The sequence below is a fragment of the Rossellomorea aquimaris genome, from assembly GCF_000935355.1.
GTDB lineage: Bacteria > Bacillota > Bacilli > Bacillales > Bacillaceae_B > Rossellomorea > Rossellomorea aquimaris_B.
Window position 1 is genome coordinate 1 of sequence record NZ_JXZC01000004.1, and the last position, 12,606, is coordinate 12,606.

Annotated in this window: 13 protein-coding genes and 1 riboswitch; all 13 genes read left to right on the forward strand. The window is 44.3% G+C overall.

All coding sequences use genetic code 11. From position 1 onward, the window contains the following. Positions 1–536: 536 nt before the first annotated feature. The 13 genes from TV75_RS11960 (at position 537) to purN (ending at position 12,462) form a co-directional block, all read left to right on the forward strand. Positions 537–1,187, forward strand: coding sequence for a peroxiredoxin-like family protein (locus TV75_RS11960; RefSeq protein ID WP_044339017.1), 651 nt, complete (start codon positions 537–539; stop codon positions 1,185–1,187). 238 nt (positions 1,188–1,425) lie between these two features. Then, complete coding sequence (locus tag TV75_RS11965) at positions 1,426–1,977, forward strand: DUF2179 domain-containing protein (protein WP_044339018.1); 552 nt, start codon at positions 1,426–1,428, stop codon at positions 1,975–1,977. After that, complete coding sequence (locus TV75_RS11970) at positions 1,974–2,174, forward strand: NETI motif-containing protein (RefSeq protein ID WP_044339019.1); 201 nt, start codon at positions 1,974–1,976, stop codon at positions 2,172–2,174. Before TV75_RS11965 ends, TV75_RS11970 begins: the two co-directional genes overlap by 4 nt. A gap of 86 nt (positions 2,175–2,260) precedes the next feature. Continuing rightward, a riboswitch (purine riboswitch) is annotated at positions 2,261–2,362 on the forward strand. Between the two features lie 153 nt (positions 2,363–2,515). Then, entirely contained in the window at positions 2,516–2,995 is a 480-nt protein-coding gene (gene purE / locus TV75_RS11975; RefSeq protein ID WP_044339020.1) for a 5-(carboxyamino)imidazole ribonucleotide mutase, read from the forward strand. Beyond that, positions 2,982–4,142, forward strand: a complete 1,161-nt coding sequence (gene purK / locus TV75_RS11980) for a 5-(carboxyamino)imidazole ribonucleotide synthase (RefSeq protein WP_172655734.1) — start codon at positions 2,982–2,984, stop codon at positions 4,140–4,142. Before purE ends, purK begins: the two co-directional genes overlap by 14 nt. Continuing rightward, a complete protein-coding gene (gene purB, locus TV75_RS11985) occupies positions 4,139–5,437 on the forward strand; it encodes an adenylosuccinate lyase (protein WP_044339021.1) in 1,299 nt (432 codons plus the stop codon). Before purK ends, purB begins: the two co-directional genes overlap by 4 nt. A 107-nt stretch (positions 5,438–5,544) precedes the next feature. Further along, a complete protein-coding gene (gene purC, locus TV75_RS11990) occupies positions 5,545–6,270 on the forward strand; it encodes a phosphoribosylaminoimidazolesuccinocarboxamide synthase (RefSeq protein ID WP_044339022.1) in 726 nt (241 codons plus the stop codon). Then, a complete protein-coding gene (gene purS / locus TV75_RS11995) occupies positions 6,258–6,512 on the forward strand; it encodes a phosphoribosylformylglycinamidine synthase subunit PurS (RefSeq protein WP_044339023.1) in 255 nt (84 codons plus the stop codon). The genes purC and purS overlap by 13 nt, the downstream gene beginning before the upstream one ends. Continuing rightward, the gene (gene purQ / locus TV75_RS12000; protein WP_044339024.1) at positions 6,509–7,195 is read left to right on the forward strand and encodes a phosphoribosylformylglycinamidine synthase subunit PurQ; all 687 of its coding nucleotides are present in this window, start codon (positions 6,509–6,511) and stop codon (positions 7,193–7,195) included. The genes purS and purQ overlap by 4 nt, the downstream gene beginning before the upstream one ends. Continuing rightward, complete coding sequence (purL, locus tag TV75_RS12005; protein ID WP_044339025.1) at positions 7,179–9,413, forward strand: phosphoribosylformylglycinamidine synthase subunit PurL; 2,235 nt, start codon at positions 7,179–7,181, stop codon at positions 9,411–9,413. Before purQ ends, purL begins: the two co-directional genes overlap by 17 nt. After that, entirely contained in the window at positions 9,389–10,810 is a 1,422-nt protein-coding gene (purF, locus tag TV75_RS12010; RefSeq protein ID WP_044339026.1) for an amidophosphoribosyltransferase, read from the forward strand. Before purL ends, purF begins: the two co-directional genes overlap by 25 nt. An 11-nt stretch (positions 10,811–10,821) precedes the next feature. Next, a complete protein-coding gene (gene purM, locus TV75_RS12015) occupies positions 10,822–11,850 on the forward strand; it encodes a phosphoribosylformylglycinamidine cyclo-ligase (protein WP_044339027.1) in 1,029 nt (342 codons plus the stop codon). A gap of 36 nt (positions 11,851–11,886) precedes the next feature. Next, positions 11,887–12,462: a phosphoribosylglycinamide formyltransferase gene (gene purN / locus TV75_RS12020; protein ID WP_044339028.1), complete on the forward strand. Its 576-nt coding sequence runs from the start codon at positions 11,887–11,889 to the stop codon at positions 12,460–12,462. Positions 12,463–12,606: the final 144 nt, after the last annotated feature.

Here is a 12,606-nt window from a genome sequence, read left to right on the forward strand (position 1 = left end):
GTGAAGAAAGAGTAGCTCTTAGGAGTTGCTCTTTTTTTGTTGTGTGTGGATGTGGATATGTGGTTTGAAATTTCTCTCCACCTCTGTGTAAGAGTTAGGAGGTGTTTGGAAAAAGACGCATAAGTGAGTGTAACTGACGCATAAAATGAAAACTAGACGCAAAAAATGTCGGAGAAGACGCATAAATTTATAAAACGACGCAATTCCTGTCCATTTAGACGCAATTATTTAAGTCAGCACAAAGAATCAACGAAATAAAGGGCATCATTGGAACCTAGAGGTACTAAATTTCCATAGACTCTAGCTATATTTCATTCATTCTCAATTAAAACCTTAAAAAAAGCAATTCTACCATTTATCACATCCCTCTTTCACACCTTGCCAAAGTAATCCCTACATTCGAAAACAAACTAAACATCTAAGGTGTCACACCATCACCCATCCCTCTCCATCACCTTACTCAACCAAGCACATCGCTTTTCTTTTGAATAACCTGCTTTTATACTATAAATAAATTCTAAAGGGAGGTTTTTTAAATGACAGCAACCAATATGCTAGAACAGTACAATGAATATATTTCTAAATTTAAGCAGAATGCATCACAGGAAGTACAGGATAAAATGGGAAAAGCAATCAACGAATTGGAGCGCTCTGATGATGGTAAAGGTCTTCGTGCAGGGGAGAAAGCACCGAACTTTACGTTACCGGATGCGACAGGCAAAGGAGTCACACTGGAAGATGTGCTAAAAAAAGGTCCGGTCATTCTTACGTTTTATCGTGGCGGATGGTGTCCATATTGCAATATGGAGCTGCGTGCATACCAACAGCTAATGGAAGACATTAAATCAGCAGGTGCCCAGCTGATTGCGATCAGTCCACAAACACCTGATGCATCTCTTTCTACAAAAGAGAAGAATGAATTGGATTATTTCGTGTTAAGCGATGAAGGAAATAAAGTGGCAGATGAATACAAGCTTGTTTATAAGCTTCCTCCTTACTTAGTAGAGATATATAAAGAGAAAGGTCTGGATCTGGAGAAAGCGAATGATAGTGATTCATGGACGCTTCCTGTTTCAGCGACGTATATTATTAATCAGGACGGAACGATTGCTTATGAATATACCAAAGCAGATTACAAAGATCGTGTGGAACCTTCAGAAGTGGTTGAGAAGCTGAAATCTTTATAAATTGTACTATGAAAAAGGCTAAATGGTTGCGAGAAATGGCAACCATTTAGCCTTTTTGTGTTTTAAGATAGTGAAAATAGGAAAGATACAGAATAGGAAACCTGACTTTTTCTAGAAATTGTCACTGGTTCATCCACGTTTATTTTACTTGTAATGGTTCATATTCCGATTCTTTTCTAGTAAAATAGATACTTAATTTGAGCATACTACAAGTAGTAGTGGAGAAAGGAGCATCTCGGTGTTAGACAATAGCTTTGTGATGGTAGCGATTATTTTGATTATCAATGTTGTATATGTATCCTTTTTTACGATCAGAATGATTTTGACGTTGAAAGGTTATCGATATATTGCCGCTTTTGTAAGTACATTTGAAGTAGTGATTTATGTTGTGGGTCTTGGGCTGGTACTGGACAATTTGAATGAGATTCAGAATCTGATTGCGTATGCGGTCGGTTATGGTCTCGGTGTGATTGTGGGAATGAAGATCGAGGAGAAGCTTGCCCTTGGTTATATTACAGTCAATGTGATCACGAAAGAGTATGATAAGGCCCTTCCTAATGAACTCCGTGCAAGGGGTTACGGGGTGACGAACTGGGAAGCGAATGGATTGGAAGGGAACCGGATGGCTTTGCAGATCCTGACTCCTCGAAAGTATGAGATGAAGCTGTATGATACAATTAAGGAGCTTGATCCAAAAGCATTCATCATTGCCTATGAGCCGAAAGCGATTCACGGTGGATTCTGGGTGAAGACAGTCCGAAATATACGTAAAGGAAAGTTAAAACAATGAGTAAAAAGAAACTATTATTCGAAGTGCAGGAGAATGAGACGATTGCAGACTGCTTGGACCGTATGAAGGAAATGGGATATATGCCAGTAAGACGGATGGAAAAGCCTGTATTTGAAGAGCAGAAAGAAGGCAATAAATCGGAATATGTCCCTATTAGACAGACAATTGTCTTTGAAGGGAAGAAGGTTGAGGAGTAAACGCTTCAAATCCGAACATTAATTTTCAGACTTTTATTATCGTTCGATTATTCGTTGACAGAGCCTCTATATCAGGTTATGATGGAGACAAATAAACCGAATACCCTCATATAATAATGGGAATAAGGCCCATGAGTCTCTACCTGACTACCGTAAATGGTCGGACTATGAGGGAAAGTAGCTGTCTGGATACGAGCTCGTTTGTGGACCTTATCGGATGAAACGGGACCATTCTCTGTAAAATACCCAGATCAATTGCTTTCTCTCAATAAGTAGAGAACAATTGATCTGGGTATTTTTTGTTAAGAGGGATTAAACTACGGGAGGTGCCTGTCACCATTATGATATCAGTGATCATGGGAAGTACATCGGACTGGGAGACAATGAAGCATGCTTGTGAGGTTTTGGAAGAGTTAGAGATTCCGTTTGAGAAACGAGTTGTATCGGCTCACAGGACACCCGATTATATGTTTGAGTTTGCGGAAGGTGCAAGAGATCGCGGAGTGAAGGTCATTATTGCAGGTGCAGGCGGGGCTGCTCATCTGCCGGGAATGGTGGCTGCGAAGACCACATTGCCTGTGATTGGGGTACCGGTTCAGTCTAAGGCCTTGAATGGAATGGATTCACTGTTGTCGATCGTGCAGATGCCGGGCGGCGTTCCGGTGGCGACTGTGGCGATCGGGAAGGCAGGAGCTACCAACGCAGGACTCCTTGCCGCACAGATTCTTTCGATAGAAAATACAGAGTTGGCTGCAACTTTGGAAAATAGAAGAGATGCACTACGGGAAAAAGTGATGGAAAGCAGTGATGACCTTGAATAAAAAAACGATTTTACCAGGACAGATGATCGGGATCATCGGCGGAGGACAGCTTGGACGAATGATGGCCCTTGCTGCGAAACAAAATGGCTTTCGTGTGGCCGTTTTAGATCCGGCACCACAATCACCATGTGCCCAAGTGGCAGATCTTGTGATCACGGCCGGCTTTGACCAATATGATGCCCTTTATAGATTGGCAGAAGAGTGTGACGTGATCACATATGAATTTGAAAACATCGATTATGAAGCACTTAAATGGTTGTCGGAGCGTGCCTTTTTACCTCAAGGAGCAGAGCTCATCCGAATTACACAGGATCGCATCATGGAAAAGGAAGCCCTTACACTTGCAGGGGTGAAAGTAGCTCCTTATGCTGTGATTAAACAACAACAGGATATCTATGATAATATAGAAAAGCTTGGCTATCCAGTGGTTCTGAAAACATCAAGAGGTGGTTATGACGGGAAAGGACAGTATGTGATCCGTGAAGAGAGCGGGATAGAAGAAGCCGCTTCTTTATTGGAGAACGGTCCATGTGTGTTAGAGAAATGGATACCTTTTGAAAAAGAGTTATCCGTGATTGTGACACGAAATCCCGATGGACAGCAAACCAACTTCCCGGTAGTGGAAAATATTCATGTGGATAATATCTTACATGAAACGATTGCGCCGGCAAGGGTGAGTGAAGAAGTAGCAGATAAAGCGATCGAGATGGCGAAGAGAATCAGTGAGACTCTTGATCTAGTAGGGACGCTTGCGATTGAAATGTTCCTGACGGAGGATGGAGACATCTATATCAATGAGCTGGCTCCAAGACCTCATAATTCCGGTCACTACTCAATCGAAGCATGCGACTTCTCACAATTCGCCCAACATATCAAAGCTGTTTGTAACTGGCCGCTTGTTCAACCAACCTTATTAAAGGACGCTGTGATGGTTAACCTATTAGGAGAGCATATCGAGCCTATTATGAAGGCTGTTCCAAAACATCCAGACTGGTTCATTCATCTCTACGGCAAGGATGTACCAAAGCCGAAACGTAAGATGGGTCATGTCACTCTTTTAACAAATGATATTGAAGAGACGTTGATGAACATAAACGAAGCTGGAATTTGGAAGGTGCAAGAAAAGATCGGAGGACGACTGGTATGATAGAACGTTATACACGCCCTGAAATGGGAGCAATTTGGACAGAGGAAAATCGTTTTCAAGCATGGCTTGAAGTAGAAATTTTGGCTTGTGAAGCGTGGGCTGAAATCGGGGACATTCCGAAAGAGGATGTTGCGAAGATTCGTGAGAACGCCGGATTCAATGTAAATCGTATTAAGGAAATCGAAGAAGAAACGCGACACGATGTTGTAGCTTTCACCAGAGCGGTTTCTGAAACCCTCGGAGAAGAAAGAAAATGGGTTCATTACGGATTGACTTCTACTGACGTAGTGGATACGGCACTTTCTTATCAATTAAAGCAGGCTAACGAGATCATTCTAAAAGACTTAGAACGATTCGTGGAAATTCTAAAGAACAAAGCAATCGAGCACAAACATACGGTTATGATGGGGCGTACCCATGGTGTTCATGCTGAACCGACTACGTTCGGTTTAAAGCTTGCCCTTTGGTATGAAGAGATGAAGCGTAACGTAGAACGTTTCAAAGCAGCGGCAGATGGAGTGGAATTCGGTAAGATTTCCGGTGCCGTTGGAACGTATGCGAATATCGATCCATTCGTCGAGTCTTACGTATGTGAAAAGCTTGGCATTAAGCCGGCTCCGGTTTCTACACAAACATTACAACGTGACCGTCACGCTCATTACATGGGAACACTTGCATTGATTGCGACGTCCATTGAAAAGTTTTCTGTTGAGGTCCGCGGCCTGCAGAAGAGTGAAACACGTGAGGTGGAAGAGTTCTTTGCGAAAGGTCAAAAAGGATCATCAGCCATGCCTCATAAACGCAACCCGATCGGTTCTGAGAACATGACGGGAATGGCGCGCGTGATCAGAGGATACATGCTGACAGCTTATGAGAACGTGCCTCTATGGCATGAGCGTGATATCTCTCACTCATCAGCAGAGCGTGTAATCCTGCCCGATGCGACGATCGCTCTTAATTACATGCTGAATCGTTTCGGAAATATCATCAAGAACTTAACGGTATTCCCGGAGAATATGCAGCGCAATATGGATCGTACACTTGGATTGATTTACTCTCAACGAGTTCTTCTGGCCCTTATCGATAAAGGGATGACGCGTGAAGAAGCGTATGATACGGTTCAGCCGAAAGCGATGGAGGCGTGGGAGAAGCAAGTGGCCTTCCGTTCTCTCATTGAAGAGGATGCAACCATCACATCCAAGCTAACACCTTCTGATATTGATGACTGCTTCGATTATAACTATCACTTAAAGCATGTGGATACAATTTTTGAACGTTGCGGCTTGGTGGAATAAGTCCTTCTGATAATTGAATAGGGCAGGGGTTTTAGCAGAATCCCTCCCTTTTTTTATGGAAATATAGACTGAAGATTGGCAATATTACGTTAATGGGGGGATTTCACATGGAAAAAGGGACACTTTTATATGAAGGCAAAGCGAAACAAATCTTTGCAACACAGGATGATGATGTTGTTTGGATTCAATATAAGAATTCTGCCACTGCTTTTAACGGGGAGAAGAAAGCAGACATCGACGGCAAAGGGGTTTTAAATAATAAGATTTCGAGCTTGCTATTTTCAAAGCTTGCTGAAAAAGGAATACAGAGTCACTTTATTAAACAGTTATCGGACTATGAGCAGCTGGTCAAACGTGTGCGTATCATCCCGCTTGAGGTCGTGGTTCGCAATGTGATTGCAGGAAGCCTTTCGAAGCGACTCGGTAAAGAAGAGGGCACGCCACTTCAAAAGCCGATCATCGAATTTTATTATAAGGATGATGATCTTGGAGATCCACTCATCACGGATGATCACATTGATTTCCTGGAGATTGCTTCTCGGGAAGAACGCACTGAAATAAGGGAAATGGCTCTTGGAGTAAATGAGGTCCTTCAAGGGATTTTCAAGGAAGCGGGAGTCACGCTTGTCGATTTCAAATTAGAGTTTGGGAAAGATCGCAACGGTTCAATTTTACTAGGGGATGAAATTTCGCCTGACACATGCCGATTATGGGATGCAGAGACCAACCAAAAGCTGGATAAAGATGTTTTCAGAAGAGATTTAGGCAGTTTAACAGAAGTATATTCAATTATTTTAGAACGCTTAGGAGGAAACAAGCTATGTACAAAGTAAAAGTTTATATCACATTAAGAGAAAGTGTATTGGACCCTCAAGGAAGTGCTGTTAAACATGCTTTACATTCAATGGAATTCAAGGCTGTTGAAGATGTGCGCGTCGGGAAGTATATGGAGCTTACTCTTCCATCAACTGTTGAAAACGTGGAGGCTGCGGTTGAAGAAATGTGTCATCGACTACTCGCAAACCCTGTCATCGAGGATTACAGATATGAGATTGAGGAGAGTGTGGCTCAATGAAGTTTGCAGTAATTGTATTCCCGGGTTCTAACTGTGACATCGATATGTACCATGCGATTAAAGACGAAATCGGCGAAGAAGTCGAATACGTTTGGCACGATGCTGATAATCTGGAAAACTATGATGCTATTTTATTACCAGGCGGATTCTCTTACGGGGATTACCTGCGTTCAGGTGCGATCGCCCGCTTCTCAAACGTCATGAAAGAGGTCGTGAAAGCGGCAGAGCAAGGAAAGCCCGTTTTAGGTGTATGTAACGGATTTCAGATTTTACTAGAAACAGGCTTACTTCCGGGAGCTATGCGCAGAAATGATAGCTTGAAGTTCATTTGTAAAACCGTTCCTTTAACGGTAGAGAACAATGAAACGATGTTTACGAATGGTTATGAAAAGAATGATGTAATCCAAATTCCGATAGCACATGGAGAAGGAAATTATTTCTGTGATGAGGATACAATGAGCACTCTTAAGGAAAACAACCAAATTGTATTCACATATTGTGATGAAAATCCGAACGGCAGTGTGGAGAACATTGCGGGGATTACAAATGAGGCTGGAAATGTTCTCGGTATGATGCCTCACCCGGAACGGGCCATGGACACTTTATTAGGTAGTGAAGACGGGAAGAAACTATTTCAATCGATTGTGAAACACTGGAGGGAAAAACATGTCGTTAATGCTTGAACCAACTTCAACCCAAGTGAAAGAAGAACAGCTTTATCGTGAGATGGGTTTAACAGACGAAGAATTTTCAATGGTGGAAAACATTCTGGGAAGAACACCTAACTACACAGAGACCGGCCTTTTCTCTGTTATGTGGTCAGAGCACTGCAGCTATAAAAATTCGAAGCCTGTACTGATGAAATTCCCAACGACAGGTGAACGAGTTCTTCAAGGACCTGGAGAAGGAGCTGGAATTGTTGATATTGGCGATGATCAAGCAGTGGTGTTCAAAATCGAGAGTCACAATCATCCGTCAGCCATCGAGCCTTTTCAAGGAGCGGCAACGGGTGTCGGAGGTATTATACGGGACGTATTCTCGATGGGCGCAAGACCTATCGCACTCCTCAACTCTTTACGCTTTGGAGAGTTGGATTCTCCTCGTGTTCAGTATCTATTTAAAGAAGTCGTAGCAGGTATCGCAGGATATGGTAACTGTATCGGGATCCCGACCGTCGGAGGGGAAGTTCAATTTGATGCTTCTTACGAAGGAAATCCCCTTGTAAACGCCATGTGTGTCGGGTTGATCGACCATAAGGATATTAAAAAAGGTCAGGCACACGGTGTCGGGAACACTGTGATGTACGTTGGGGCAAAAACAGGTCGTGACGGCATTCACGGAGCCACTTTCGCATCCGAGGAATTAAATGAAGGGTCAGAAGAGAAGCGCCCGGCGGTTCAAGTAGGAGATCCATTCATGGAAAAATTACTTCTTGAAGCATGTTTGGAACTGGTTCAGAATGATGCCCTTGTTGGGATACAAGATATGGGTGCGGCTGGTCTTACAAGTTCATCAGCAGAAATGGCAAGTAAAGCAGGATCCGGGATCGAAATGAATCTTGACCTTGTGCCGCAGCGTGAAAGAGGAATGACGGCATATGAAATGATGCTTTCGGAATCCCAGGAGCGTATGTTGATCGTCGTTGAAAAAGGACGCGAGCAAGAAATCGTTGATCTTTTTTCAAAATATGACTTAGAGGCAGTTTCGATCGGTAAAGTAACGGATGATAAGCGCCTTCGCCTTCTTCATAAAGGAGAAGTCGTGGCGGATGTGCCGGTTGATGCACTTGCTGAGGAAGCACCGGTTTATCATAAGCCATCTCAAGAAGCGGCTTACTACAAAGAGTTTCAAGCAATGGAAACAGTATCTCCAAAAGTAGACGATTATAAAGAAACCCTTAAGGCGCTCTTGCAGCAGCCGACGATTGCGAGTAAAGAATGGGTGTACGATCAATATGATCATCAAGTAAGAACAAGTACAGTTGTAAGTCCGGGTTCTGATGCAGCAGTCGTACGGGTACGCGGTACTAGAAAAGCCCTTGCCATGACAACGGATTGTAATTCCCGTTACCTTTACCTGGATCCGGAGGTCGGAGGAAAGATTGCGGTAGCGGAAGCGGCACGTAATATCGTTTGTTCAGGAGCGATTCCACTGGCGATCACGGACTGCTTAAACTTCGGAAATCCGGAGAAACCGGAAATCTTCTGGCAGATTGAAAAATCAGTTGACGGAATGAGTGAGGCGTGCCGTGAGCTATCGACTCCTGTCATCGGTGGAAATGTGTCCCTTTATAACGAATCAATGGGTACTGCCGTTTATCCAACTCCGGTAGTTGGAATGGTTGGATTGATCGAGGACGTCGATCATATTACAACGCAAAGCTTCAAGGAAGCGGGAGACTATATCTTTGTCATTGGTGAAACCCATGATGAGTTTGGCGGGAGTGAGCTTCAAAAGCTTACAGAAGGAAAAATCTTTGGCAAGGCTCCAAAGATCGATCTGAAAACAGAGCTTCGTCGTCAAATGCAGTTACTTGAAGCAATCCAAAAAGGGCTTGTAGCTTCAGCTCATGACATCGCTGAAGGAGGTTTCGCCGTCGCTCTTGCAGAATCCACGTTTGGAACAAATGGATTGGGAGCAAAAGTAGAGCTTTCGGGAGAAAACAATGTAGCGGACCTTTTCAGTGAAACACAATCACGTTTCATCGTTTCAGTTAAACCTGAAAACAAAGACGAATTCGAGAAGCTTGTTCCGGATGCCAAGGCAGTAGGAAACGTAGCAGATCATGAATCAATTACGGTGTCATCAGGAAATGGAGAAATCATCTTACAAGCTTCAGTTGAGGAATTAGAGTCAGCTTGGAAAGGAGCCATCCCATGCCTGCTGAAATCAAAGGCTTAAACGAAGAATGTGGAGTGTTTGGCATTTGGGGACATCCTAATGCCGCACAAATTACGTATTATGGACTTCATAGCTTGCAACATAGAGGACAAGAAGGAACAGGGATTGTCGTTTCTGACGGTGATAAGTTACGCTGCCTAAAAGGGGAAGGTCTTGTAACGGAAGTGTTCCAGGAAGGCACGATCGAGAAGCTGGAAGGGGATTCGGCCATCGGGCACGTGCGCTATGCGACTGCTGGAGGTGGAGGCTACGAGAACGTTCAGCCTCTTCTCTTCAATTCGCAGAGCGGAAGCCTTGCTCTTGCCCATAACGGGAATCTGGTTAATGCGAACGCCTTGAAGCATCAGCTTGAAGGACAGGGGAGTATTTTTCAAACTAGCTCGGATACAGAAGTACTGGCTCATTTGATTAAACGAAGCGGTTATTTCAACTTGAAGGATCGCGTGAAAAATGCGCTGACCATGTTGAAGGGCGCCTATGCATTTGTGGTGATGACGGAAACAGAAATGATGGTGGCCCTGGATCCGCACGGGCTACGCCCACTATCACTTGGTAAGCTTGGGGATGCTTACTGTGTTGCGTCTGAAACATGTGCCTTCGATATCGTGGGGGCTGAATTTGTACGGGATATCGAGCCGGGGGAGCTTGTGATCATCAATGATGAGGGATTGACCTCAGAACGGTTCAGTTTTTCAGGTGGGAATGCGATGTGTACGATGGAATACGTATACTTCTCAAGACCAGACAGCAATATTCAAGGGATCAATGTCCATTCCGCGAGAAAAAGAATGGGAATGGAACTTGCGAAAGAAGCACCGATTGAAGCGGATGTTGTAACGGGTGTACCTGACTCCAGCATTTCAAGTGCGATCGGCTATGCAGAAGCATCAGGAATTCCATACGAATTGGGTCTTATTAAGAACCGCTACGTTGGGCGCACGTTTATACAGCCTTCTCAATCTCTTCGTGAGCAAGGTGTGAAGATGAAGCTTTCACCAGTCAGAGGAGTGGTAGAAGGGAAACGCGTGGTAATGGTGGACGATTCGATCGTTCGCGGAACAACAAGCAGACGAATCGTCAGCATGTTGAAAGAAGCCGGAGCCAAGGAAGTTCATGTGTGCATCAGTTCGCCGCCGATCAAGAATCCTTGCTTCTACGGCATTGATACATCGACTCATGAAGAACTGATCGCATCTTCCAATTCAGTGGAGGAAATGCGGCAGATCATCGGCGCCGACTCCCTGACCTTCTTGAGTACAGATGGTGTGTTAAAAGCCATCGACCGGAATGATTCGTCAGAAAATCGCGGTCAATGCCTGGCTTGCTTTACAGGGAAGTATCCAACCGAAATCTACCCGGATACACTTCATCCACATGAAAAAGAGTTAGTGAAATAGGGGGAATCATGATGGCAAACGCGTATCGTCAAGCAGGAGTAGATATCGAAGCGGGGTACGAATCAGTCGACCGCATTAAAAAGCATGTGAAAAGAACCGCACGAGAAGGGGTTCTTGGTCAATTGGGCAGTTTTGGCGGGATGTTCGATTTATCTTCTTTGAATTTGAAAGAGCCTGTTCTTGTATCAGGTACGGATGGAGTCGGTACGAAGCTGAAGCTTGCCTTCATGGCAGACAAACATGATACGATCGGGATCGATTGTGTGGCCATGTGTGTGAATGACATTGTCGTTCAGGGAGCGGAACCACTGTATTTCTTAGATTATATAGCGACTGGAAAAGCACTTCCAGAGAAGATAGAAGGTATTGTAAAAGGTATAGCGGACGGATGTGAAATGGCGGGCTGTGCGCTGATCGGTGGCGAAACTGCTGAGATGCCTGGTATGTATTCCGAGGAAGAATATGATATCGCCGGCTTTGCTGTAGGAGCTTGTGAAAAAAAAGAGATCATCACAGGCGAAAAGATTTCTGAAGGAAATGTGTTAGTCGGGCTGGGTTCCAGTGGTATACACAGTAATGGGTACTCTTTAGTACGAAAAGTATTCTTCGAAGATCAGTCGTTCTCTTTGGAAGAATCATTACCGGAAATCGGGACCACACTAAAAGAAGCGTTGCTTACACCTACCAAGATCTACGTGAAACCAGTGTTAGCTGCAATGAAGCAATTCTCCATCAAGGGTATGTCCCATATTACAGGCGGCGGTTTCATTGAAAATATCCCGCGGATGCTGCCGGATCATTTGCAAGCGGACATTACAGAAGGAAGCTGGGATATTCCAGGCATTTTCACGGCCATTGAGCGCTATGGGGAAATTCCCCGCAGCGAAATGTACAACATTTTTAATATGGGAATTGGATTTGTATTAGCGGTTGAGGAAAAAGAAGCAGAAGACATTCTTCAATTCTTCAACGAACAGGGAGAAGAAGCCTTTATCATCGGACGTGTGGCAACTGGAAATGGAGTGCGTTTCGTTCGTTGAAATGAAGGATGAGTAAGTCAATATCGGGGGCGAGTCATGAGACAGATTGCCATTTTTGCATCAGGAAGCGGAAGTAATTTTCAAGCGTTGGTAGATGCCGTACAAGGCGGAACACTGAAAGCGAATATTAAACTTCTTGTCTGTGACCAGCCGGGAGCGTTTGTGATTCACCGAGCTCAATCAGCAGGGATTCCGACATTCGTCTTCCGTGCAAAAGATTACGAAAACAAGCAGGCATTTGAACAGGAAATCCTAAATGAACTGGCTCATTTGGGTGTTGATTTTATTGTATTAGCAGGTTATATGAGATTGATTGGTCCAACATTACTGGAAAGCTTCGGAGGACGGATCGTGAATATCCACCCTTCTCTTCTCCCTTCCTTTCCGGGAAAAGATGCCATCGGTCAAGCGATCGATGGTGGAGTGAAGATCACTGGCGTCACCATCCACTATGTAGATGCCGGGATGGATACAGGCGAAATCATCGCGCAGGAAATCGTCCGGGTCACAACAGGCGAAACCAAACAATCACTCCAGGACAAAATCCAGCACGTCGAACACCACCTATACCCAACCATCCTGAATCACCTCTTCCTTACTACCGGCCACTAAAGCCGGGGAGAGGTGGTTGCTTTATTGTGGTAGTGTGGTAAAGTGATGAGGGACGGACCTCGGGATTGGGTTGATTTTGGTGAAGCGGTAGAAGAGTGAGTGCACAGTATAGTATGGGCAGGGCGTGTTTGTTGTTTGTACATA